The sequence below is a fragment of the Pararhizobium arenae genome (assembly GCF_001931685.1).
In the GTDB taxonomy this organism is placed as follows: Bacteria; Pseudomonadota; Alphaproteobacteria; order Rhizobiales; family Rhizobiaceae; genus Pararhizobium; species Pararhizobium arenae.
This window is the reverse complement of the sequence record NZ_MOOY01000002.1, coordinates 145,680-169,532: the sequence shown is the minus strand read 5'-3', so window position 1 is coordinate 169,532 and position 23,853 is coordinate 145,680. Positions and strand designations below refer to the sequence as shown.

At 60.0% G+C, this 23,853-nt stretch carries 25 protein-coding genes; 13 read left to right on the top strand and 12 right to left on the bottom strand.

Translation table 11 applies throughout. The annotated features are described in order from the left end of the window. Nucleotides 1-56: 56 nt before the first annotated feature. Together BLX89_RS04215 and BLX89_RS04210 are read right to left on the bottom strand one after the other, a co-directional pair. Nucleotides 57-533: an Hsp20 family protein gene (locus BLX89_RS04215; protein ID WP_075289407.1), complete on the bottom strand. Its 477-nt coding sequence runs from the start codon at nt 531-533 to the stop codon at nt 57-59. Nucleotides 534-685: 152 nt separating this feature from the next. Beyond that, complete coding sequence (locus BLX89_RS04210; protein WP_075289406.1) at nt 686-958, bottom strand: usg protein; 273 nt, start codon at nt 956-958, stop codon at nt 686-688. A 279-nt stretch (nt 959-1,237) separates the two neighbouring features. Between BLX89_RS04210 and BLX89_RS04205 the strand changes: the two genes are divergently transcribed. Both BLX89_RS04205 and groL read left to right on the top strand, forming a co-directional pair. Continuing rightward, nucleotides 1,238-1,552: a co-chaperone GroES gene (locus BLX89_RS04205; RefSeq protein ID WP_075289405.1), complete on the top strand. Its 315-nt coding sequence runs from the start codon at nt 1,238-1,240 to the stop codon at nt 1,550-1,552. Nucleotides 1,553-1,606: 54 nt separating this feature from the next. Then, entirely contained in the window at nt 1,607-3,235 is a 1,629-nt protein-coding gene (gene groL / locus BLX89_RS04200) for a chaperonin GroEL (RefSeq protein ID WP_075289404.1), read from the top strand. Nucleotides 3,236-3,394: 159 nt separating this feature from the next. Here the strand turns inward: groL and BLX89_RS04195 are convergent, their stop codons facing one another. After that, nucleotides 3,395-4,186, bottom strand: coding sequence for a DUF4394 domain-containing protein (locus BLX89_RS04195; protein WP_075289823.1), 792 nt, complete (start codon nt 4,184-4,186; stop codon nt 3,395-3,397). 202 nt (nt 4,187-4,388) lie between these two features. Between BLX89_RS04195 and BLX89_RS04190 the strand changes: the two genes are divergently transcribed. Both BLX89_RS04190 and BLX89_RS04185 read left to right on the top strand, forming a co-directional pair. Continuing rightward, nucleotides 4,389-4,940 carry a sigma-70 family RNA polymerase sigma factor gene (locus BLX89_RS04190; protein WP_083637326.1) on the top strand — a complete coding sequence of 184 codons (552 nt, stop codon included), beginning with the start codon at nt 4,389-4,391 and terminating at the stop codon, nt 4,938-4,940. Further along, nucleotides 4,937-5,641, top strand: a complete 705-nt coding sequence (locus tag BLX89_RS04185) for an anti-sigma factor (RefSeq protein WP_075289403.1) — start codon at nt 4,937-4,939, stop codon at nt 5,639-5,641. Before BLX89_RS04190 ends, BLX89_RS04185 begins: the two co-directional genes overlap by 4 nt. 81 nt (nt 5,642-5,722) lie before the next feature. On the opposite strand, the gene BLX89_RS04180 is transcribed toward BLX89_RS04185, so the two are convergent. From BLX89_RS04180 to BLX89_RS04160, 5 genes are all read right to left on the bottom strand, one after another. Continuing rightward, nucleotides 5,723-6,490, bottom strand: coding sequence for an ABC transporter ATP-binding protein (locus tag BLX89_RS04180; protein ID WP_083637325.1), 768 nt, complete (start codon nt 6,488-6,490; stop codon nt 5,723-5,725). A 7-nt stretch (nt 6,491-6,497) separates the two neighbouring features. Next, on the bottom strand, nt 6,498-7,610 hold the full coding sequence (locus BLX89_RS04175) for a M14 family metallopeptidase (protein WP_075289402.1): 1,113 nt from the start codon (nt 7,608-7,610) through the stop codon (nt 6,498-6,500). Next, entirely contained in the window at nt 7,603-8,334 is a 732-nt protein-coding gene (locus BLX89_RS04170) for an ABC transporter permease (RefSeq protein ID WP_075289401.1), read from the bottom strand. Before BLX89_RS04170 ends, BLX89_RS04175 begins: the two co-directional genes overlap by 8 nt. After that, nucleotides 8,331-9,020 carry an ABC transporter permease gene (locus tag BLX89_RS04165; protein WP_075289400.1) on the bottom strand — a complete coding sequence of 230 codons (690 nt, stop codon included), beginning with the start codon at nt 9,018-9,020 and terminating at the stop codon, nt 8,331-8,333. The genes BLX89_RS04170 and BLX89_RS04165 overlap by 4 nt, the downstream gene beginning before the upstream one ends. 64 nt (nt 9,021-9,084) lie before the next feature. Beyond that, nucleotides 9,085-9,834 (bottom strand): transporter substrate-binding domain-containing protein, encoded by a 750-nt coding sequence (locus tag BLX89_RS04160; RefSeq protein WP_158025935.1) that lies wholly within the window; start codon nt 9,832-9,834, stop codon nt 9,085-9,087. 107 nt (nt 9,835-9,941) lie between these two features. Between BLX89_RS04160 and BLX89_RS24105 the strand changes: the two genes are divergently transcribed. Beyond that, a complete protein-coding gene (locus BLX89_RS24105; protein ID WP_075289398.1) occupies nt 9,942-10,844 on the top strand; it encodes a MurR/RpiR family transcriptional regulator in 903 nt (300 codons plus the stop codon). 102 nt (nt 10,845-10,946) lie between these two features. Here BLX89_RS24105 and BLX89_RS04150 read toward each other — a convergent pair whose 3' ends face one another. After that, the gene (locus tag BLX89_RS04150) at nt 10,947-11,969 is read right to left on the bottom strand and encodes an NADP-dependent oxidoreductase (RefSeq protein ID WP_075289397.1); all 1,023 of its coding nucleotides are present in this window, start codon (nt 11,967-11,969) and stop codon (nt 10,947-10,949) included. A gap of 114 nt (nt 11,970-12,083) precedes the next feature. Between BLX89_RS04150 and BLX89_RS04145 the strand changes: the two genes are divergently transcribed. From BLX89_RS04145 to BLX89_RS04135, 3 genes are all read left to right on the top strand, one after another. Beyond that, nucleotides 12,084-12,704 (top strand): TetR/AcrR family transcriptional regulator, encoded by a 621-nt coding sequence (locus BLX89_RS04145; RefSeq protein WP_075289396.1) that lies wholly within the window; start codon nt 12,084-12,086, stop codon nt 12,702-12,704. A gap of 130 nt (nt 12,705-12,834) precedes the next feature. Beyond that, nucleotides 12,835-14,187, top strand: coding sequence for a hypothetical protein (locus tag BLX89_RS04140; protein WP_075289395.1), 1,353 nt, complete (start codon nt 12,835-12,837; stop codon nt 14,185-14,187). Between the two features lie 41 nt (nt 14,188-14,228). Then, the gene (locus tag BLX89_RS04135) at nt 14,229-14,945 is read left to right on the top strand and encodes a COG3904 family protein (protein ID WP_075289820.1); all 717 of its coding nucleotides are present in this window, start codon (nt 14,229-14,231) and stop codon (nt 14,943-14,945) included. 70 nt (nt 14,946-15,015) lie between these two features. Here BLX89_RS04135 and BLX89_RS04130 read toward each other — a convergent pair whose 3' ends face one another. Beyond that, nucleotides 15,016-15,738 carry a response regulator transcription factor gene (locus BLX89_RS04130; RefSeq protein WP_075289394.1) on the bottom strand — a complete coding sequence of 241 codons (723 nt, stop codon included), beginning with the start codon at nt 15,736-15,738 and terminating at the stop codon, nt 15,016-15,018. Further along, nucleotides 15,735-16,985, bottom strand: coding sequence for a GAF domain-containing sensor histidine kinase (locus BLX89_RS04125; protein WP_075289393.1), 1,251 nt, complete (start codon nt 16,983-16,985; stop codon nt 15,735-15,737). The genes BLX89_RS04130 and BLX89_RS04125 overlap by 4 nt, the downstream gene beginning before the upstream one ends. A 281-nt stretch (nt 16,986-17,266) precedes the next feature. Here BLX89_RS04125 and BLX89_RS04120 point away from each other — a divergent pair, with 281 nt between their 5' ends. The 5 genes from BLX89_RS04120 to BLX89_RS04100 all read left to right on the top strand — a co-directional run bounded on the left by BLX89_RS04120 (nt 17,267) and on the right by BLX89_RS04100 (nt 22,644). Next, nucleotides 17,267-18,283, top strand: coding sequence for an ABC transporter substrate-binding protein (locus BLX89_RS04120; protein ID WP_075289392.1), 1,017 nt, complete (start codon nt 17,267-17,269; stop codon nt 18,281-18,283). Between the two features lie 71 nt (nt 18,284-18,354). Then, nucleotides 18,355-19,821: a sugar ABC transporter ATP-binding protein gene (locus BLX89_RS04115; RefSeq protein ID WP_075289391.1), complete on the top strand. Its 1,467-nt coding sequence runs from the start codon at nt 18,355-18,357 to the stop codon at nt 19,819-19,821. After that, a complete protein-coding gene (locus BLX89_RS04110; RefSeq protein ID WP_075289390.1) occupies nt 19,818-20,765 on the top strand; it encodes an ABC transporter permease in 948 nt (315 codons plus the stop codon). Before BLX89_RS04115 ends, BLX89_RS04110 begins: the two co-directional genes overlap by 4 nt. Further along, a complete protein-coding gene (locus tag BLX89_RS04105; RefSeq protein ID WP_075289389.1) occupies nt 20,762-21,712 on the top strand; it encodes an ABC transporter permease in 951 nt (316 codons plus the stop codon). Before BLX89_RS04110 ends, BLX89_RS04105 begins: the two co-directional genes overlap by 4 nt. A gap of 14 nt (nt 21,713-21,726) precedes the next feature. Next, nucleotides 21,727-22,644: an SMP-30/gluconolactonase/LRE family protein gene (locus BLX89_RS04100; RefSeq protein ID WP_075289388.1), complete on the top strand. Its 918-nt coding sequence runs from the start codon at nt 21,727-21,729 to the stop codon at nt 22,642-22,644. 287 nt (nt 22,645-22,931) lie between these two features. Here the strand turns inward: BLX89_RS04100 and BLX89_RS04095 are convergent, their stop codons facing one another. Next, nucleotides 22,932-23,708, bottom strand: coding sequence for an SDR family oxidoreductase (locus tag BLX89_RS04095; protein ID WP_075289387.1), 777 nt, complete (start codon nt 23,706-23,708; stop codon nt 22,932-22,934). Nucleotides 23,709-23,853: the final 145 nt, after the last annotated feature.

Sequence of the window (23,853 nt, the reverse complement as noted above, 5' to 3'; positions counted from 1 at the left end):
CGTCATGCCGACGGGCGCCGCTCGAGCGGCGCCCTTTGGTTTCAATACTTTGCGCGTTACGCAGCCTTCTGGCTCTCGATCTGCGCCGCCGCGGCCGGCTGTTCGAGCGCAGGTGCGCGCTCGATCGAAATCTTGCGCGGCTTCATTTCCTCCGGAATTTCCCGCAAAAGCTCGATCGACAACAGACCATCGACCAGTTCGGCACCCTTGACGCGGACGTGATCGGCGAGTTCGAACCGATGCTCGAAGGGGCGGAAGGCGATCCCGCGATGCAGATATCCTTCGGCCGGTGCTTCCTGTTTTTTGCCCGTGACCGTCAGCAGGTTTGACTGGAACGTTATGTCCAGATCCTCGCGCGCGAAGCCTGCGACCGCGATCGCGATGCGATAGCTGCCGTCACCGGTCTTGACGATATCGTACGGCGGCCAATCGCTGATCGAGCGGGCACGTTGTGCATTTTCGAGTAGATTGAAGACCCGGTCAAAACCAATGCTTGACCGAAAGAGCGGCGCATAATCGTAAGATGTTGCCATAGCCATATCCTCCTTGAAGCAACATGGATACGGAGCGCCGAAAGACAGCGCTCCCAGCAAGGCCAGCCCTGACGAAGCGGCTGGCGGCAGACGATCTGGTTACTGCTCAGCCGAGGTTCAATGGTCCGCGGCAGATTTTTTTACGATCCGGTTCAATGCAGTCGGAACTCACCGTCGACGCGCTGCCACTCGCTTGCTCCGATCAACCGCTGGTGGGTGTATCGAACCGAATGCAAGGGTCCATCCAGCGAGGCCTGCCAGAAGGCTAGAAATTTCCGCATTTCAGGGAAATCCGGGGCGAGATCGTAGTCCTGCCAGATGAAGGTCTGAAGGACGGATTCAAAGTCGGGAATCCGATAGAGGATATGCGCGGTGGTCAGGCCGTAGCCTTGTAGCTGACGCTCCAGATCTGATGAAAATCGCATGCTTCATCTCCGTTTTATGACAACGAAATGGTGCCTCATGAAACCGCGATCTTCAACCAAATTCGTGAGATACGCAAAATTTTATCGTCCAATTACAATGCGTTAGCAGCCACATTGATCGAGTGCTATTTTTTCTACGATCCCCTCTTGAAATGAAAAAATCGCCAAACCAGATTTTTCTGCGCAGGACGCTCGTGCGAGGTCCTGTACCTGCCCGGACTGGTCATCCGGTCCGGACTGGGGAACATCGTCACCATTGTTTGTCCATTGGAGGAAAACATGTCGTTCAGACCGCTTCACGATCGCATTCTGGTTCGCCGGGTTGAATCTGACGAGAAAACCAAGGGCGGAATCATTATTCCCGATACCGCCAAGGAAAAGCCGCAAGAGGGCGAAGTCATTGCCGTCGGCCCGGGCGCACGCAGCGATTCCGGGCAGATTCAGGCCCTCGACGTCAAGGTGGGCGACCGCATTCTGTTTGGCAAATGGTCCGGCACGGAAATCAAGATCGCCGGCGAAGATCTTCTGATCATGAAGGAAAGCGATGTGATGGGAATCCTTGAAGCTCAGGTCGAGCACAAGAAAGCTGCCTGATCGGGACAGAACCATCCAACCAGTCCAATAGCTGCCTATTGAGGAGTTAAAGAAATGGCTGCCAAAGACGTAAAGTTCAGCACCGACGCCCGTGAACGCATGCTGCGTGGGGTCGATGTGCTTGCAAATGCCGTAAAGGTGACGCTCGGCCCCAAGGGCCGCAACGTGGTGATCGACAAATCCTTCGGCGCGCCGCGCATCACGAAGGATGGCGTCTCCGTTGCCAAGGAAATCGAACTCGATGACAAGTTCGAAAACATGGGCGCCCAGATGCTGCGGGAAGTCGCCTCCAAGACCAATGACCTCGCCGGCGACGGCACCACCACCGCCACGGTTCTCGCACAGGCCATCGTCAAGGAAGGCGCCAAGGCCGTCGCTTCGGGCATGAATCCCATGGACCTGAAGCGGGGTATCGACCTTGCGGTCGATGCCGTCGTCAAGGAGCTGAAGAAGAACGCACGCAAGATCACCAGCAATTCCGAAATCGCCCAGGTCGGCACCATTTCCGCGAATGGCGATGAGGAAATCGGCCGCTATCTCGCCGAGGCCATGGAGAAGGTCGGCAACGAAGGCGTTATCACCGTCGAAGAAGCAAAGACCGCGGAGACGGAGCTCGAGGTTGTCGAAGGCATGCAGTTCGATCGCGGTTATCTCAGCCCGTATTTCGTCACCAATCAGGATAAGATGCGGGTCGAACTGGAAGATCCCTATATCCTGATCCACGAGAAAAAGCTCTCGAACCTGCAGGCTATGCTGCCGGTCCTTGAAGCCGTCGTCCAGTCCGGCAAGCCGCTGCTGATCATCGCCGAGGATGTCGAGGGTGAAGCGCTTGCAACGCTGGTCGTCAACAAGCTCCGCGGCGGCCTCAAGATCGCGGCCGTGAAGGCGCCCGGCTTCGGTGACCGGCGCAAGGCGATGCTCGAAGACATCGCCATTCTGACGGGCGGCACCGTCGTATCCGAAGATCTCGGCATCAAGCTTGAAAACGTGACCCTGGACATGCTGGGCCGCGCCAAGAAGGTCGCCATCGAAAAGGAAAACACAACCATCATCGATGGTGTCGGTTCAAAAACCGACATCGACGGACGGGTCGCCCAGATCCGTTCCCAGATCGAGGAAACCACGTCGGACTACGACCGCGAGAAGCTGCAGGAGCGTCTTGCGAAGCTGGCCGGCGGTGTCGCCGTCATCCGCGTTGGCGGCTCGACGGAAGTCGAAGTCAAGGAGAAGAAGGATCGCGTCGACGACGCTCTGCACGCCACGCGCGCAGCCGTCGAGGAAGGCATCCTGCCGGGCGGCGGTGTCGCGCTGCTGCGAGCTGTAAAGGCTCTCGACAGCCTTCAGGCGGGCAATCAGGACCAGCGGGTGGGCATCGATATCATCCGCCGCGCAATCGAGGCGCCGGTTCGCCAGATCGCCGAAAATGCTGGCGCGGAGGGCTCGGTCATCGTCGGCAAGCTCCGCGAAAAGACCGATCTCTCGTTCGGCTGGAACGCCCAGACCGGGGAATACGGCGATCTCTACGCGCAGGGTGTGATCGATCCCGCAAAGGTCGTGCGCACCGCGCTTCAGGACGCGGCTTCGGTGGCCGGCCTTCTTGTGACAACGGAGGCCATGATTGCCGAAAAGCCGAAAAAGGACGCAGCCCCTGCCCTGCCCGCCGGCGCCGGAATGGACTTCTAAGCGGCCACACAACATCCGAGCCCGCGCCGTAAACGGCGGGCTTTCAGATGTGAAAGTGAAATGAGGGCTCGGACAAGATATTGTCCGAGCCCTCATAAAGCCGACGCACTGAAGCGAGCGGCGGACGATCGCAAGAACGCGTCCCCCGCTCGCGTTTTTTTACATGGCCGGAAGCACAGCTATATCACGAAGATCGGTGTCGAGGTCGGTGATCGCGCCGATTTCAGTCGCGGCACCGGTTTCGAGATTGACGGTGTAAAGCGTCTTGCCGGCGGCGAGATAGGCGGTGTTTTGCCCGCTTTCCATCCCCTGAATATCAAATGCGTAGCTGGCCGGCGCTTCCTTCAACCCGAGCTTGCCGATGGCCTTCAACGTGCCGTCGTTGGGTTTTGTCTGCTGGATCAGCGCGCCGATGGTCGCGTCGATATTGTACATCGCGGTCTTTTCCGGTTTGCCGATCGAGTTGGTATAGCCGGCGGCAACGATGTTCGGCGTTTCCCCCTTGTGCATGTCGCCGTCCTCGAAAGCGAGCGACCCGTCGACCGTGACGGCGCCCGTATCGGGATGCACACGGTGGTTGGTGGTTCCGGTCATGAACCGCAGCCGGTCCGCCATAGGATTGAAATCGACGACGACAGGGGCATCCGTCAACGATAGCATCTTGTCCATTTTGGCGACATCCGTTGCCGCGCCGGTCTCGATATTGATCGAAACGATCCTGTGGTCCGGTGTAACGCCGATGACGGTCTTGTTGCCCGGCCGGAAATCGATCCCGACGAGCGCATCGACGCCTGTCACGTCCATAACTTTCGTAACGGCCGGTTTGTCCGTATCGAACAGAACAAGCGTCTTTTCGCCGGTCAGCCCGAGAACCGGAGCCGCAGTGGCAGTAACAACCGAGCCGGCGACGAGGCCAGAGGCAAGAAGGGTAAGGCGCATTGTCTTTGTCATGTCTTTCTCCCGTTCAATCATCCGATCGGAAGCGTTCGCTGTCAGCGGCTTCCGAATGACAGACACGCAGGCAGCGGTGTTTGGATGCAGCGCTTGAAAATAAATTCTTGCTGCATCCAAAATCGCATTTGCCGGGTATAGAGGCTATGCGCGCGCCTCTTCTGCCGCAGGGCACGTCCTATAGGATAAGGAGATTTTGTGAATGCTGATGAGCTCCGCTCCGGATGAACTTGAGAGGTCTCTTGCCGCCTGCGCCAATGGCGACCGCAATGCGCTGCGCCACATCTATGATGTGGAAGCCGGCCGCCTGATCGCCATCGCGCAACGGATCGTCCGGCGTCGCGAGCTTGCGGAAGAGGTTGTCCAGGAAGCCTTCATCCGCATCTGGACCCACGCCCATCAGTATGAGTCGACAAGGGGCTCGGCACGCGGCTGGATTTACGCGATCGTGCGCAATCGCGCCTTGAACATGCTTCGTGATGGCAAGCGAGAGCATGCGATTGAGGATATCGAAACGCTTCAGGAAAAGGACAGCTCCGACGACGTCATGACCGCCTGGTACCGCCTCGACCGGAACTCGCGTCTTTACGCTTGCCTCGACGCACTCGACGACCAGCGGAAGCGCAGCATCCTGATGGCCTATGTGGGCGGCTATTCCCACGGGGAGATCGCCGGGCGGCTGCGGCTGCCACTGGGAACGACGAAGTCTTGGATAAGACGCAGCCTTACGGCGTTGCGGGAGTGCATGGCATGACATTCGACCGCGACAATATAGCTGCTGTAGCCGACGAATATGTTCTGGGACTGCTTGAAGCCGCCGAGGTGGCCGATCTGGAGGCTGAGATGGAGCGCAATGACGATCTCAAAGCGGCCGTCGCAGCCAGCCGTGAGCGGTTCCTGCCTCTCGACACCACGGTCGAGCCCGCAACGACGGACGAGACGCTGTGGCAGAGGATCGAACGCGCTCTGCCCGAACAGTCCGCGTCACCGCGACGGAACGGGCAAGGTCCGGCGAACGACAACAATGGTAACGGCTGGCGCGCGACGGCGATTGCCTCCCTTGCCGCCACCGTTCTGCTTGCCCTCGGACTTGCGTTCTCCCTGATGCGGACGGTCGAGCCGCTGGTGGTCGCGGTCCTGCTCAACGATGCCGGCGAGGTTCAGGCCGTCGTCGAGGATTTCGGCAACGAGAACGCCGCCATCAGGCTCCTTGCGGATATCGATGTCCCAGCGGACAAAACGATCCAGGTCTGGACATTGCCGTCGAAGGAAATGGGACCTGTCTCTCTCGGCCTGATCGAGGGCATCCGCTCCACCCGCCTCGACGGCCCCTCCCTGCCGCTTCCCAAGGACAATCAGCTGTACGAAATCACGCTCGAACAGCAGGGCGGCTCACCAACAGGCCGACCAACGGGACCGATCCTGGCCAAAGGCTGGGCAAGACTGCCTCGCTAGGTTGGGGGACCTTGCGGCTTAGTTGACCGAGATCGCTAGCGAGTCCGGCTCAAAGCATCAAGCCCACTCTTGCCGATGCGCTCACGCGGCCTGGGCCGCGAGGAAGGACCGGAGGCGGTCGCTCTGGGGTGCGCGAAGCACCTCCCGCGGATCGCCCTCTTCGGCCACCACGCCCTGGCTGAGGAAGACAACCTTGCTGGAGACCTCGCGGGCGAAATTCATCTCGTGGGTCACGACTATCATCGTGCGTCCTTCCTCCGCCAGGCTTCGCATGACACGGAGCACCTCCCCGACCAGTTCGGGATCGAGCGCACTGGTCGGCTCATCGAAAAGGATGAGTTCCGGCTCCATGGCGAGAGCCCGGGCAATGGCCACGCGCTGCTGCTCGCCTCCCGAGAGAAACGCCGGATAGGCATCGCGCCGATGCGACAAGCCGACCTTCGCGAGATAGAAATCTGCCCGCTCTAGAGCTTCCGATCGCGTCAGGCCCTTGACGCGCGTCGGGCCGAGCATGACGTTTTCGCGTGCCGTCATGTGCGCCCACAGATTGAACTGCTGGAAGACCATGGTCACCCGCGCGCGATAGGCACGAAGCGCGGCGTCGTCGGCCACCATCAGATCGCCGGACCGGTCCTTTCGGCATGCAAGGGGCGCACCGTCGAGGGCAATCGTGCCCGACGTCGGGCGCTCGAGGAAGTTCAGGCAGCGCAGAAACGTGCTCTTTCCCGATCCCGAAGAGCCGATCATCGAGATGACGTCGCCCTTTTTCGCGGTCAGGGACACGCCCTTCAGCACCTCGACGGCGCCGAAGGACTTGTGAATACTGTTGGCAGAAAGCATGGTTGTCATAGGGTGCTCACGGGCTGAGGAGTGGACCATTCCGGAAGGGATGGATGCCGGCGATCTTGCCGAGCCGCTTGTCGATTTCGGCGATCCGCGTCGCCGGTCGCGCATAGAAGACACCCGACGTTCTGGCTCGAACGGGATGCAACGCGCCGGTGACGGGATCGGTGATTTCGGCCACGATCTCGCCCGCGTCGATGAAATGCCCCAGCGGAACGGAATAGGACAGAAGGCCGGAAACCGGAGCGACCAGAGCCTCCGATCCCGCAAGCGGGGTGGGCTCACAGCAAAGCGCCGGGATCGTCGGCTCACCGGCCAGCACGCCGACATGCCGCAGATATTCGACCAGTGCCGCAGCATCGTCCGCAGCCACCTTGCGATCGACATCCCCTCGACCGCGCAGTTCGAGTGTGCAACTGGCGCAGCCCTGGGGAATAGGTTTATCCGCGAAAGTCCCGGCGATCACGGACCATGGCCTGGTCAGCGCCTCGTCAAACGGTTCGCCGCCGGAGACATCGGCGACGAGGACCGCACGGCAGCGGGTGAGAGCAGCGAGCGGCAACACCCGCTTCAGCGAACCCGGCTGGGTGTAGAGATGCACCTCAGCCTCGCCGTCGCAATGAAGATCGACAACGATATCGGCAGCAAGGGCGAGCCGCATCAGGGCGTGTCGAAGCCGGTCGCTGGGAGCGGAAGGCACTGTCGTCTCCAATGCCTCCAGCAACGCCTGGCGGATGCGGGCTACATTGGCCTGCGGATCGTCGTCGAGTATGTCGGCCACGAGGGAAACGGCTTTGGCAGCCAGATCCGGATAGTCGCGATTGAAGTTGCGCCCGTCATAGTGATCGAAACGTCCCTGCTGGTCGCCGTGCAGGAATTGCCCGAAAGCGAGCGGATTGGCCGCCGGCACGATGGTCAACCGCCCCCGGATGCTCCCGGCGCGATCTTCCTCGATCAGCCGGTCGATCAGAAGCCGGGCCGCCAGCATGCCCGGCCCTTCATCGGCATGCAGCCCACCCTGCACGTAGACATGCGGCCCGTCGTTGCCATCACCGAAGCTGAACCAGGTCAGCCGATGGATCGTTCCGGTCGCGCGTCCGGGGATATCGATGAAATGTTCATGCATGAATGGGTTCCGCAGCCGCCGCCTTGCTCACGCTGGCGCGTGGGTCGAGGTGGCGAAGATAATGACGCTCCAGAAGGCGGAACGTCTGGGTGAGAATGATGGTGAGCGTCAGATAGAAGGCAGCCGCGATGCCGAAGCTTTCGGGAAGGACGAGATAGTTGGTGTAGACGTCCCGTGCGACGCGCAGGATTTCGACGATGGTCACCGTGCTGGCAAGGGCGGTGGCATGCATCATCTGCACCACCTCATTGCAGTATTGCGGCAGCGCCCGCCGCCAGGCTCCGGGCCAGAAGACGTCCCGCAGGACCTGCAGCCGTCCGAGGCCGATTGCCCGCGCCGCCTCGATTTCGCCGGCCGGTGTCGCCCGGATGGCGCCTGCAAACATCTCTGTCGTGTAGGCCGTCGTGTTGAGTGTGAAAGCGAGCCAGGCGCAGAACCAGGGGCTGCGCAGGACAGGCCAGATTGCGCTTTCGCGGATCGCTTCGAACTGCGGCAGTCCGTAGTAGATGATGAAGAGCTGCACCAGAAGCGGTGTGCCGCGGATAACGTAGGTATAGCTCCAGACCGGAATCCGTATCCAGGGGTTGGCCGAAGCCCGCGCGACCGACAGCGGGATCGACAGCACCAGCCCCGCCGAGATGGAGAGAGCGAGGAGAAGAAGCGTGATCCACAGGCCGTCGAGAAAGAACGGCAAGGTCTCCGATACGATCTGCCAATTGATCATCGAACAACCTCCCGCCGAACCCCTCTGGAGAAGCGCCGCTCGACGCCCGAAAGCACTAGGATCGAGACCGTGGTCACGGCGAGATAAATAACCCCTGTCAGGGCATAGAATGTGAAGGGCGCCCGGGTGGCGGCGGATGCCAGCCCTGCCCTGTGCACCATGTCGTCGAGGCCGATGATCGAGACGAGCGCCGTCGCCTTCAGCATGACCAGCCAGTTGTTGGTAAAGCCCGGGATCGCATGACGGATCATCTGCGGCAGGGTGATGTTCGACAAAACCTGCCAGCGCGTCAGCCCGCAGGCATGGCCGGCTTCGATCTGTCCGCGGGGAATGGCGAGGATGGCGCCGCGAAACGTCTCGGTCAGGTAGGCGCCGAAGACGAAGCCGAGCGTCAGCGTACCGGCAGCAAACGGGTCGATCTCGATGTAATCCCAGCCTTGGGAATCCACCAGCCGGTTGAGCAGGATCTGACCGCCGTAAAAAACGCCGAGCATCAGGAGCAGGTCCGGCAGCGAACGGATGACGGTGGTGTAGGCTGTCGCGACACCCCGCAGAAGCGGTGAAGGCGACAGCTTGGCGATGGCGCCGGCAAGGCCGAAGGCGCAGGCAACCAGCAGCGAAACCGACGCCACCGACAGGGTGACGCCGAGCCCCGCGACGATCATGGGCAGATATCCGTAGAACATGAAACCTCCCGTGCGACCCACCCCACCACCTCCAAGGCAGGGGGCCGGTCTGCAGGTTCTCGGATCAGGGCTGAGCCGACTTCGGCATGATGTTGAAATCGAAATATTTGGCCGAGATCGACTTGTAGGTGCCGTCCTTCATGACGGTGGCGAGAGCGGTGTTGATATCACCCTTCAGCTTGTCCTCGCCCTTGCGAAGCGCGATGCCGACACCGCCATCGGTGCTGTCAGTGAGATAGATCGCCTCGCCGACCTGGGCGAACCCCTTGCCCTCGGGCTGTTTCAGGAAGCTCTCGCCCGAGACGACGGAGGATCCGAAACCGATATCGCCGCGGCCTGCCGCAAGTTCCAGATAGACCGCGGTTTCCTTGTCGACCAGCAGGGTTTCGCTGTCGGGATAGTTGGCAGCGATATACTCGGCGCGAGGGCTGTTGCGCAGCACGATAATGGTCTTGCCTTTCAGGTCCTCCGGGGAATAGCCGGCGAAGGCACCGTCCTTGGCCACGAAACGTGAGGGAACGTCATAGTAGGGATCCGAGAAATCGACGACCTGCTTGCGCTTGTCGGTGATCGACATCGAAGCGACGATCACGTCGAATTTCTTGGCGTTGAGCGCCGGGATCATGCCGTCCCATTCCTGCTGCACCATTTCGCAGGTGACCTGCATCTTGGCGCACAGGGCCTCGGCAATCTCGATGTCGAAGCCGGACAGCTTGCCATCGGCGGCGACTTGGCTGAATGGCGGATAGTTGCCCTCGACCCCGATGCGCAGCGTGTCCGCATAGGCTACGCTCGTCCCGAGAAGAAATGTCATCACGGAGCATGCTGTCATAAAGCGCATAGGAAATAACCTCCCTGTTTTCTTTCCTGCGCCTTGACGATGGCAATAGATTTTCAGATAGTCAACAGGTGAAAAAAAATATGTCACCATCATCGTCCTGGTCCGCGGAAGCCGACCGCCGGTTCAACTCTTCCCCGCTCGGGCAGAAGGTGCTTTCGCTGCTGAAGCAGGGATCGCCTTCGCAACGCAGCCTGTCTGACTTTATCCTGCGGGATCCGATCTTCGTCGCGACCCATGGCATCGAGGAAGTCGCAAAGAATTCATCGATTTCCGCGAGCACCATCAGCCGCTATGTCCGCGATCTCGGTCTCTCCGGCTATCCCGAATTCAGGGCAGCCGTCGGCGAGACCGTGCACGCGCTGATTGCCCCGGTAAAAAAGCTCGGGGCGGAACTCGACAAGGGAAGCGCGGGACAGGGAGCCGCCGAGGCGAGCCTTGCCAATGGGTTGAGATCGATCGAATCGCTGACCGATCCACAGACCGCCCGCACACTCCGCGAGGTGGCGGTGCTGATCAAGAATGCCCGCAACGTCTGGGTCATGGGCTTCGGGCTGTCGTCGCATCTGGCGGCGATGCTCGCACTCGGGCTGCAGCCCTACCGTGACGGCGTGGTAAACGTGGTCCAGTATGGGGGAACGGAAGTTGCGGCAGGTCGCCTGATGAGCGTCGGAAGGGGTGATCTGGTGATTGCGCTTGCCTTTCCCCGGTATTCGGCCGACGTGACCGATCTTGCCAACGCGGCGAAAAGGGCCGGCGCCGGTGTCGTCGCACTGACCGATTCCATCGCCTCGCCCTTGGCCGGCGTAACCGACACGCTGCTTCTCGCTGCCGCGCCTCATCCGCTGCTGCCGTCCTCCAGCCTGCCGGCACTCGCGATGATCGAGGCCCTGGTATCGGAGTTTCTTGTGTCGGACCCCGCCCATGTGGAGCGCGCAAGCCGGCTTGCGGCCGCCATGGCCGCTTACCTCTCTTCATCGTCATGACATACGGATCGACCGCGACGGCAGTTGAGGTGTGGCGGGAATCAGGCAAGTCCGCCGGAAGGTTTTAGGGGCTTTTACCGGCGGGGTAGTTTAAAAGCCGGCTCAATCCGCCCTGACAATCAGCTTTTTGCCACTATGGGTTCCGTCGAACAGCGACATCATTGCCTCGGGCAGCTTGGCGAAGCCGTCGATGAACTCTTCGCGATATTTGACCTTGCCCTGCTTTACCAAGGGCGTCATTTCCGCAAGAAACTCCGGCATCGTGTCCATGACGTAAGGTGTGGCGAAGGCCTTGATGTCCACGAAGCGGTAATGGATGAGGGTGATCAGGCGCGGCAGATAGTTGATGCCCTTGGGCAATTCGGTCTCGCTATAGTCCGAGATCGTGCCGCAGATCGTCATCTTGGCGTCTCTGTTGAAGTGCTCCATCAACACCGGGAAGATCGGCCCTCCGACATTTTCGAAGAATGCGTCGATGCCATCGGGAAGTGCACGCCTGACGCGGTCCGCGAAATTGTGAGCCCGGTAGTCGATGGCGTCGTCCAGCCCGAGGTCTTCTCTGAGGAAGGCAACCTTCTTTGCACCGCCCGCGATGCCGACGACACGCAGCCCGCGGAGCTTGCCAAGCTGAGCGGCAATGGAACCAACGGAACCGGCCGCACCGGTGACGACAAGCGTTCCGCCCGGCTTGAAGGTGTGAACCTTCGTCATTCCATACCAGGCCGAGAAGCCGTTCAGGCCGAGCGGACCCAGCGCAGTCGAAAGCGGCGCCTCCTCTGGATCAAGCTTGCGGATGTCGGGTCCGTCGGAGGTCGCGAAATCCTGCCAGCCAGACCACGTCTGGACAGGGTCACCCACGTTGAAGTCGGGATGCTTGCTCTCCTCGACAACGGCGACGGTCGGACCGCCCATCGGGTCGCCCAACGCGATGGTGGGCCATTCCGACGATCCATTGCCCATGAGATTGCGCTGATATGGATCGATCGAAAACATCGTGTTCCGGAACAGAACCTGGCCGTCGCTTATGGACGGAATGTCGGCCTCGATGAGCTTGAAATCACTCCGTTTGGCAGGACCCTGCGGCCGCGCTGCGAGCACATATTGGCGATTTTTACCGTTCGTCATGTTAGATCCCTTGCCGATATTTTGAATATGTAAAGATCATTACGTAACGGTCATTAAAATTATGGACGCACGCTGTCAAGCGTAATATAACGGTCGTTACGAAAGGAGGTCCTGATGCCACGACAACGCACGTTTGATACCGATGAAGCGCTGGAAGCGGTGCTCCGCGTCTTCTGGAGCAAGGGGTATGAAGGCACGTCCTATGCGGATCTGGTAGCCGCGGTCGGGGTGGAGCGGCCCGCCTTGTATTCCGCATTCGGCAACAAGGAAGCGATGTTCCTGCGAGCACTGGAACGCTATTCGTCCAACTACGGCAACTACGTTTGGGAAGCCTTGCGCGCACCAACCTCCCGGCAGGTTGCCGCGCGCGTCCTTGAGGGAGCGGCTGAGCTGACGACGCGTTATGCCGAAAACACGGGATGCCTCGGCGTCAACGGCGCGCTTGCCGCCTCCGACGATGCCGAACCGGCGCGACGCGCCTTGATCGAATGGCGGGCGGCCGGCGAGGCGGCGTTGCACCAACGCTTCCAGCAGGCCAAGGAAGACGGGGATCTTCCCGACGACGCCGATCCCGCGACGCTTGCAGCCTTCGTCCTGGCGGTAAGCCACGGCATAGCCGTTCAGGCCAAGGCCGGATTCCCGCGAGAAAAACTGCTGCAAGTGGCCAGACAAGCGCTAAGCACATGGCCTGGCCCTTGCGGTGAAGATCTTGCGGAGAATGTGGCACGGACCTGAGGCGTCGGGGCAAAGCCTGTCCAGCACGGGCGTGATCCACTCTTGATCGTCCCCCAAACACGCGGTCATCATTCCGCCCCCTTCATAATACTTTTTTAAGGATCACGTTCCTCACTTCTCGGAGGCCTTCATGGCGCTAGGCGCTTCGCGTCGCTTGACGGACGGTGTAGCAGCCGTCGAAACCATGACCCGTTTCGCACTCGCCGTTCTGGCACTCGCATCCGGCGTCTATACCTATCTCGGAGCACGGACGATCCTTGACGGGTCGCCCACTGCCGTGTTTTTCGCGGCTTTGATCTATTCGGTCTCGGTTTCCGTGGGTATCTACGCATTCTGGTCGTACATGATGCGGTTTTATCCGCATGTGACGAGCCGAGCCGCCCGCGCGGGACTGCTTGTCGTCATGGCCGTCGGCTGCGCGATGATTGTCGCCATGTCGAGTTGGTTGAATGCGGCGGCACTGGCGGGCTCCGCCGCCGTCGAGCAGCATCTTGCCCGATCTGTCGAGACCTATACCGCCGATCTCGATCGTGCCCACCAGAACGCGCTGGCGACCCAGAGCCTCCTGCCCGACATACAGCGTGCCTCGGAACGCTTCGCCCAGCTTGCCGCGGTGGAGCGGCAATCGGGATCGCTGACGGGCACAACCGGTTCCGGGAGCGTCGTGCAGCTTCTGAACCAGATGTCCCAGCAGATGAAGGCTCTGGAAGGCACGATCAGCGCATCGCGCGAACAGGTTGCCGATTTGGTGGAACAGGGCCAGAAGCGGCTGGAAGCGATGCGCACTCTCCTTTCGACGCCGGGCCTGATCGGACCGCGCGCCGACCAGTTCTCGACCGAAGCGGTGGCGCTGACGAACGTGATGGCGCAGTTGTCGCAGACTTCCGTTGCCCCGTCGATCCGTCGCGCCGCAGACGACCTGTCGCTGGGCTTCATCGCGCCCGTACCGGATGGCTCGGCGCCTGATCTTGTCAATCGGCAAAACCAGGTGATGGACACGGTGCGGACGTCTGTTGCGGCGCAATCCAGGGCGCTGGCGAAGGCGGCCGACGAGGTGGTGACGCGCCCGCCTGTTCCGGAACGCCGCTTCGTGCCGTTATCGCCTGCAGAGGCGGTGCTCGAATATGCCTATGATTTCATCCCGGCATGGGCGGGTGCGATTTCGATCGACCTTCTGCCGGGCGTCATGGTGTTCATCCTCGCGATCGTGCATGGCGCCATCCGTCATCAGGGACGCGACATGCCCTTCGCCGAACGCGTAACGGTGGCCGAACTCATGGAGACGCTCGCGCTGCAGAAAGCGATCGCGGAAAAAGCGCCAGCAACCGGCGCCACGGCCGAGGCTGCGGTGCTTGCTGCCGCCGACGCAGGAATACACGATGACGATCATCATCGATCCGCCGAGGCGGGGGAAGCGCATCACCCCAGCAATGTCGCGAGTTTCGATCCGGCCAAGGCGCCGCGAAAGGGACCGGGCACGTGACCCTCAGACAGGCGCTGGCCGCGTTCGATGACGGTGCGATCATGCGCACCGCCTTCTTCATGCTGCTAGGCGTGACGTCGACGTTCGTGGTGCTCGACATCCATGAAATCGCCACGACTAAAGGCGAGGCGCTGCTTCCGGGGCATGACCCTTTGACCACCGACACGCCGGTCCTGCCGCCCGCCTTGACGGACGGCACACCACACGCGCCGCCTGTCGATCCCGCCAGTCCTGCCGAAGTGCTGCGCAAGCCGATCACCTTTACGCTGACCGGCGGAGGCGTCCTGCTGGCCGAAGGCGCGATCGATCCCGGATCTGCCGGCCGCTTCGCCGCCGAAATCGAGGCGCGCGGCGAATATGTGAAGACGATCACGCTGAATTCTCCAGGCGGTTCCGTCGATGACGCAATCACCATGTCGTCGCTGATAAGGCAGAAGAAGCTGGCAACCCTGGTCGCGGAAAAGGCGCTTTGTGCCTCATCCTGCCCGCTCATCTTCGCCGGTGGTGAGGTCCGCACGGCGGAAAAGGATGCCGTGATCGGTGTCCATCAGGTGTTCAACGGCAGCCGCATACGACCTTCGCCGGAAGAAGCGATGTCTTCGGCCCAGATCACCACCGCCCGAATTGCGCGTCACCTCGAAGACATGGGCATCGGCGCCGGGCTCTGGCTGAAAGCCCTGGAAACACCGCCCGACCGTCTCTACTACCTCACTCCTGAGGAAATGACCGAATTCAGGCTAACGACTGCTAAACCTTGAGCTCGAAAATACGGATGCGTTTACTGGTAACCCGGTTGCCGGAATGCGATGTGACGAAGAAAAAATCCTATCAGACAGCTTTCAGCCATTCGGCTAGTTCACTCTCGGCGCGTTCCAAGGCGCTATAGTTCAGCAGCTTGCGCAGCATCGCAACGGTTACCGCCCTTGCCCGCAGATTGAAGCGGCTGTCTTCGTGGTCGTCCGATGCGATTTGATAGACGCCGAGTTTTTCATAAAGCTGCTGCAGCCTGTTCTGGACGCTTCGGAGGGAAAGGTTTCGTCTTTTCGCAATGGCGCGGTCAGTCAGACCCAAGGCGATATCGATCAGGATTTCATACTCCGTATCGCTGAAACCTCGTGTCTGACCAAGGCTCTTTTGCTGCATACCGCGCACTTCCCGATCGATAACGCATTGCGCCTCGACGAAAATGCTGCGCAAAGCCAGCTTCAACCGCTCGTCGGAAGCCGACTTGAGAACGTATCCGTAAGCCGCGCCGTCCGGGACGATACGTGAGACGCCTCTTACATATGCTTCATCGGAATAGTTGGACCAGAAGAGAATACGCGTATCCGGCCTCTCTTTCCAAATCGTGCGGGCGGCCTCGATTCCGTTTCGCGTGTTCATTTGCAGGTCCATAACGACATGGGCCGAACCATAGTCGCGCGCCAGCTTTTCTCCCATGGTTCCGTTTTCCGCCTCGATCACGGTTTCGCATTCGGGCAGCGCTGCACTGACGGCTTCGTGCAAGTATGAGCGGTGCAAAGGGTCGTCTTCGACGATGAGAACCTTCATTGGTCATTCCTCATTTTTAGCGGCGGCGGCGTCGGCGCATCCAATGGCAGGTGCACGCCGATCGCGGTCCCGATATTGTTTCGGCCCGCGCTGATGGAAAACTTGGCGGAAATCAGCCGCGCTCGGGTTTTCATGTTGTCGATACCGCCGCCATTGTGGCGCCGCTGTTTGGCTATGCCAACGCCGTCGTCACAAACCTCGACGGAAAAGCCATCTGTTTGCTCGCCAAGCCGCACGACGATGCGGTTTGCCTGGGCGTGGCGGACCGCATTGTTGATGGCTTCCTGAGTGATGCGAAACAGCGCAACGCAAACGGTTGGATCCAGATTGTCGACGCCGCCGTCCGTCTCGTCGATCAACTCGCGATGGATAGACAGTCCGCTATCGCGCACCGATCGATCCAGATGGTTTTCCACCGCCTGGACGAAACCGAAAAGCTGCAGCACCGAAGGCTTTGCTTCCTCGATGATCTGCCTCAGATCGTGCATGCAGTGTTGCAGGCTACGAAGCAGGGGCTCCAGCGTTTCGCCGGCAATATCCGGTTCATGGGTAAGACGTTCGAGCCGCCGCGACAAACGGGTCAGGTCCGCAAGCGTCTGATCGTGCAGATCCATGCCAATACGCTGGCGTTCGCGCTCGAGGGCTTCCGTGAGATTAAGCGCCCCGAGCCGCAACCCCTCTTCGCGTGCCCGGGCCTCGGCCTCGACGATTGCCGATTGCTGGGCCTGCTCGGCGGCCCGTAAAGCAAAGAAATAAGGCGAAAGCAGATCGGCAAGGGACCGGGCGTTGACGATGTCCTCCATCGTATAAACGCCTGCCTGATGGGAAGAACAGCTGAGAGCGCCGATCACGTCTCCCTCCACCTTGAGCGGAACATGGATTCTGCTGCGGAGCCCCTGGTCGAAAATCGGCCGGGTGAAGGCATTTTCAAAATTGAACCGCTCATCGGAGCCGGCATCGTCCGTCAGAAAATACGGCACCTCCCCCCAGAGAAGCGCGCGGATCGGGCTTCCGGAAACGAGGGCCGGCGGATGGTTGCCCCATGCCGTTTCAAGTCCCGTCTCATAGGCGGTATGGTACTTGCCGCCATGCATAACAATGCAGACGTCGAGGTGGTCATGGGGGATGATGTGCGATATCTGCGCCGCGACCGCGCGAATGGCGGAGCGGAATTCCAGTTGCCCGGCAAGCAGGCGTGATATTGCCAGATAATGTTCGAGAAGCACCGAAGGCGCCATCTTGAGCATGTTCGTCTCTCCTCACCGCCGCCTTCGCTCCACCCCAGCGGCAAGTCTCGATCCCTGTGCTTATTAAGCGCTTGCCACCCGCGGCTCGTCTTGCATGATCCCGCACCAACTATAGCAGATTCCGCAAACTCGCTGCCTCAATCTTCCTATACAAGCCGCACGTTCTATACGATCCTTGCGCCGCTGAGAGGAGGAAGCTCGGCATTCACAAAGCTCATCGTCGCCTAGGCCAAGATGAACGGATCCCGCCGGATGAAGGCCGGATCAAGAGGGAGAGAGATATGTATTTCAGGAAGATGCTTTTGGCATCGGCAGCATTGGCGTGCGCAGCACTGCCGATGAAGGCGATGGCCGATACAGCGGACAAGAAGATTGCATTGTCCAACAATTACGCCGGAAACTCCTGGCGGCAGGCAATGCTGACGAGTTGGGAGAAGGTAACGGGCGAAGCGGTAAAGGCCGGGATCGTTGCCGCCGCCGATCCCTTCACGACCGCCGAAAACCAAGCGACCGAGCAAGCCGCGCAAATCCAGAACATGATCTTGCAGGGCTACGACGCCATCGTGATCAATGCCGCGTCTCCGACCGCGCTCAATGGCGCCGTGAAGGAGGCCTGCGATGCCGGGATTACCGTTGTCTCGTTCGACGGTATCGTGACGGAACCGTGCGCCTGGCGCATTGCCGTCGATTTCAAGGAAATGGGACGTAGCCAGATCGAGTACCTGTCCAAGAAAATCCCGGCCGGCGGCAATCTGCTGGAAATCCGCGGCCTTGCCGGGGTTTTCGTGGATGACGAGATTTCCGCAGGCATTCACGCCGGGGTCGCCCAATTCCCGCAGTTTAAGATCGTCGGCTCCGTGCATGGCGACTGGGCACAGGACGTGGCCCAGAAAGCAGTCGCCGGCATTCTGCCCAGCCTTCCCGAGATAGCAGCAGTCGTTACCCAGGGCGGCGATGGCTACGGTGCGGCGGAAGCCTTTGCCGCCGCCAAGCGGCCGATACCCACGATCATCATGGGCAACCGGCAGGACGAACTGAAGTGGTGGAAGGAGCAAAAGGACGCCAATGGCTACGAAACCATGTCTGTTTCGATCGCGCCAGGCGTATCGACGCTCGCATTCTGGGTCGCTCAGCAGATCCTTGACGGCAAAGAGGTAAAGAAGGATCTCGTCGTTCCCTTCCTCAGCATCACTCAGGACACGCTGGAGGCCAACCTGGCGAGCACCCAGGAAGGTGGCGTCGCCAATGTCGAGTATTCGCAGGCCGATGCGCAGAAGGTCATAGAGGCAGCGAAATAAACATCCTCCACCTAAGGTTCTGGCCGGGCCACCAACCGGTCAGAACTGTTCTTTTTCAGGAAATGTAGACGATGACGACAGCTCCGCTGCCGCACGCGGTCATTGAGGTTGCGGATGTCAAAATCAGCTTTGGCGCGGTGAAAGCGCTTGACGGCGTAACCCTGAGAATCGTGCCCGGCGAATGCGTTGGCCTTGTCGGACACAATGGCGCCGGAAAATCGACCGTCGTCAACATCATCAATGGTGCATTGTCTCCCCAAGAGGGAACGATCGCATGCGCGGGAGAGCGCGTGCCACGTTATGGGATCGCCGCAGCCCGCGCCAACGGGGTGCGTTGCGTTTTCCAGGAGTTGTCGCTGTGCCCGAACCTCACCGTTATCGAAAACACCCGGATCATGCACGGCACGCTCAAAGGCTGGGGCTGGCGCCGCCGCGCAGCGCGTATCATCGGTAGCAAACTCGATGAGATATTCCCCGGTCACGGTATAGACCCCACCGACACCGTCAGTGATCTTTCCATCGCCCAGCGCCAGATGGTGGAGATAGCCACAGCTTTCTCGCAGGTCGCGCAGCCGGTCAAACTCGTTATTCTCGATGAACCCACGTCGTCACTCGATGCCACTCTTGCGACGCAGTTGCTGGGCTATGTCCGCAGCTTCGTCACTGCCGGCGGATCGGTGATCTTCATTTCTCATATTCTCAGCGAAATACTATCGACCTCCGACCGTATAGTCGTGATGAAGGACGGCAAAGTGGTGACCGAGCGACCGGCTGTCGAGTTCGATGAACACAGTCTGGTTGCGGCCATGGGCAGCGTCGTCAAGGGCCACGATCGGGAGAAACGTGCCGAGGGCGCGGCAGGCCGCACACCGCTATTGTCACGACCGTCACTTCACGGCAAGGGTCTCCCCTTCGAGGTATTCCCCGGTGAAATCGTCGGTTTGGCAGGCCTGGGTGGGCACGGCCAAACCGACATGCTCATTGATCTTTATCTGGGGCACACAAGCAACTGGTTGCGCAGGCGCGAGGCTGAGGTCGCGTTTGTCGCCGGAGATCGCACGCTGAACGGCGTTTTCCCGCTTTGGAACATTCTGAAGAACTTGACGATCGCGGATCTGGCTGGGCTGTCCCGGAAAGGCATCGTCAACGAGACCGCCGAGGCCGATCTCGGTCACGCATGGAAAGAGCGTATCGACATCCGGACACAGGATTTGGACAATCCTATCTTGTCTTTATCAGGCGGCAATCAACAGAAGGTGTTGTTTGCCCGTGCGCTTGCGACGCCGGCGCCTGCCGTACTGATGGATGATCCCATGCGTGGCGTCGATATCGGCACGAAGCAGGAGGTCTACGCAATCCTGCGGGCCGAGGCCGATAAAGGCCGGGCATTCGTTTGGTACTCGACCGAAATGGATGAAGTATGCCTTTGCGATCGGGTCTATGTCTTCAACAACGGCGTGATCGTTGCCGAACTGAAAGGAGACGCCGTGACCGAGAAGAATGTCCTCGCCGCCTCCTTTACGGGCATCGCTGCATGAAAAAAATTCTGTCCTCCGATACCGTCCGGCTTTTGATACCTGCCCTGTCGCTAACCATTCTTTTGATCTCCGTCTTCTACCTGCAGCCGCGGGCCATGAGTTACGTAGGGCTTAATCTCCTGTTCAATCTGGCCGTTCCGATCGCGCTCGCAACCATCGCTCAGATGCTGATCATGACGGTCAACGATCTGGATCTTTCGATGGGTACCTTCGTCAGCTTCGTCGCCTGCATTACAGCCACCTTCCTGCAAGCCACCCCGTTGATTGGCGTCCTCATGCTGGCAGCGGCCATAGCCACTTACGCTGTGCTCGGTGTGCTGATCCATGTCCGCAATCTTCCCTCCATTGTCGTCACGCTCGGCATGAGCTTCGTCTGGGGCGGTCTTGCGGTTCTCATCCTGCCTGCGCCGGGCGGAGAAGCGCCTGGGTGGGTGCGAGCAGTCATGGTCTCACGGCCACCTTTTGTACCAATGGCGATCCTGGCCTGTGCCATTATCGCGGTGGTCTCGCATCTTCTTATCATGCGCTCCTCCTTCGGCGTGATCCTGCGTGGAGTTGGCGGCAATGCCCGCTCGGTGGAACGCGCCGGCTGGTCTATTCTGAAAGCACGCGCCGCGACCTATGCTCTGGCCGCATTTTTCGCCATTTTATCGGGAATTTCTTTGGTCGGACTTACTACGTCTGCAGACGCCAATATCGCGCTCCGATACACACTCCTGTCGATTGCCGGAGTTGTGCTCGGCGGCGGGGAGTTTACCGGCGGCCGCGTCTCCCCGATCGGGGCGGTCATTGGCGCGCTGACACTAACCCTGGCAGGCTCGTTTCTCTCGTTCCTACGCATTTCTCCAGATTGGCAGATTGGCGCGCAGGGTGCGATCCTGATCGTCGTGCTCGCGCTGCGTCTGCTTCTCAATCGCCTCGAAAATCGGGGCAAGCGACCATGAAACCGCTCGTGCTTCTTTCCCGCAAACCATGGATCTGGTCTTTTGTCGCGGCCTTCATCGTCTGGAGCGCTACGATTTTGTTCACTGGCGGTGCAAGTACGATCGGTCTCAGTCAGGCGGCATTGACGTTTGCGGCCTTTTCGATCCTGGTCGGCATCGGTCAGATGTTCGTGATCACACTAGGTCCCGGCAATATCGATCTATGCGTTCCGGCGACCATGACGCTGGCGGGCACCATTGCGCTGAAATTTATGCAGGTCGATGACTCGCTGATCCTTCCCGGGCTCTTCATCGCCATCGCGATCGGCGTTGCGGTCGGCATAGGCAACTATGCTCTGATCAGACTTTTGCAGATCCCACCGATCATCGCGACGCTGTCGATGAGTTTCATCGTCCAATCGACGGCGATATGGACCAATCGAGGCTTGCGCATCAAACCCCCGGAAACCCTCGCAAGCTTCACGACAGAGACGACCGCGGGTATCCCGAATGTCGCTCTCGTTGCGCTAACGCTGTCCGTTTGTGCCTTTGCCCTGCTTCATCTGACGGTTTACGGCCGGTGGATCTCGGCGATCGGCCAGAACATACGGGCTGCCCGAATGGCAGGCATTCCTGTCGACGGCGCGCGATTTGTCACCTATGTCCTCTGTTCTGTTCTGGCTGCGATCTGCGGCTATCTGCTTGCCAGTTTCTCCGGCGGCGCCGCACTCAACATGGGTTCGGAATATCTGCTGATGTCGATCGCCGTTGTCGTCATCGGTGGCACGGCAGTTGCCGGCGGCAACAGCAACGTTCCGGGAATCTGGGGCGCGTCACTGTTCATGTTTCTGGTCGTTTCCATGCTGAATACCTACGGCGCGGGCGCCGGCATCAGACTGATCATGACCGGTCTCATCATTATTGCCGTCATCGTGGTCGCGGGCGGCCGCAACCCACATCAACGATAACCCGGTCCAGTTCCATGCTCCAAAATTCGCCCTATGAAGTCCATGACCCACGCTTCAAGACTTTGTTTATCGGCAGTATCGCTCTTGAAGAGCTTTACACCGGGTGTCGCTGGGCCGAAGGCCCGGTTTGGTTCAGCGATGCACAGCAGCTCGTCTGGAGCGACATTCCCAACCAGCGGATGCTGCGTTGGGTTCCAGATGGCGGGGTCTCTGTCTTCCGCGCCCCGTCAAACTTTACCAACGGCAATACCCGCGACCGCGAGGGGCGGTTGATTTCGTGTGAACACGGCACACGACGGGTAACGCGCACGGAAACGGATGGCGCAATTACCGTTCTTGCGGATGGCTACCAGGGAAAACCGCTCAATTCACCCAACGACGTGGTTGTCCGCTCGGACGGCACAATCTGGTTCACCGATCCGACTTACGGCATTCTCTCGGATTACGAAGGATACCAGTCGGAGCCGGAGCAACCGACGCGGAACGTCTTCCGGCTCGATCCCGGCACTGGCAGCCTTTCAGTCGTGGTCAGCGACTTCGTACAGCCCAATGGCCTGGCCTTTTCCCCTGATGAGACGAAGCTCTACGTGGCAGACAGCGGCGCAAGCCACGATGAAACCGCCGCGCGCCATATTCGGGTCTTCGATATTCGCGGTGACGGAACAGTGTCAGGCGACCGTATCTTCTGCGACATCGACACTGGTATTCCAGATGGGATCCGCGTTGACGTGCACGGAAATGTCTGGTCAAGCGCTGCAGATGGAGTGCACTGCTTTTCCCCGGACGGCACCCTTTTGGGCAAGATCAAAGTTCCCCAGACTGTCGCAAATCTCACATTCGGCGGCCCACGCCGCAATCGCCTGTTCATCACAGCCACGCAGTCTCTTTACGCGATTTACCTGACAACGACCGGCGCAACCTGGCCACGGTGATGCGCGATTTTTAAGCTTGGCTTCAACCGGAACCCAAGTTTCTTCCGAGATTTCAGAGGATCCTGGGTTTTCCGATTATTGGGATCAGCAAATGCGCAATAAACACCTCGGCTGATAGCCAACAGAGACGGTCCATCGAAAATTGTGATGTGGCGCAGGACCGCTCACCACCTTGCCGTCCTTCAGTGTCAAACCGGATACCGCGCGTTACACGGCATCGCTATCTGCGAAGGCCCAGTCATCTTTAAGCTACGTCATGTCACAGGGTTGCCATCTGATGTCTGCGTTCATCGCAGCAGGCCCTGCCCACCATCGACCCAGACAGGCGATCCCGTTATGTGTCGTGCCGCGTCGGAGGCGAGAAATGCGATCACGCTTGCGACATCTTCGCTGCGCCCGGGTTTGCCGCCGGTGATGGGTACCTGTCCCTCGGGCCAGATGACAGGTATAGCCGTTTCCTCTTCGCTTCGCAGCGCCGTATTGGAGTCGATATTCGTATCGATTTCCCCGGGGCAGACAGCATTGATGCGGATGTTATGACGGGCCAGTTCGAGCGCGAGCTGCTGGACCATGGCAACCTGGCCGGCCTTCGTCGCGGTATAGGCCGTTGCACCCGGGGTTGTGTACGTCCGTGTTCCGTTGATGGAGGAAACGACGATGATCGAGCCGCCGCCGGACGACTTCAGGTGTGGAACCGAGTGACGGATCGTCAGGAACGTTCCGGTCAAATTGATCGATATCGTCTGCTCCCATTCGTCAAGGGTCAGATCGTCGATGGGCGCCCATACGCCGTTGATACCGGCGTTTGCCACCACGACATCGAGGCGACCGAAACGCCCGATCAGTTCATCGACCGCATCGCGCATCTGCTGCTCGTCGGAAATGTCGGCAACCAGGGCGATCGCCTCTTTTCCGGCCGCTTCTATCTCCCCGGCAACCTCCCCAAGCTCGTCCGCAGACCGCCCAAGCGCTCCGATAGCATAGCCTTCCGTCGCAAGTGCCACGGCAGCGGCTCGACCTATGCCCGAGCCCGCTCCCGTTACCAAAGCCACCTTTTTCGCCATAACTGTCTCCCATTGCCGGTCAGCCGGGTAACCAGGGGTGGAACGGTTGGTTCCCTGAGGATTTCGGCCTTCGGCGTCTCTGGCTGGATATCGTCCTCATAAAGTCGGCACATATCGGCTGTACCCCAACGCCGAACCTGTGAAT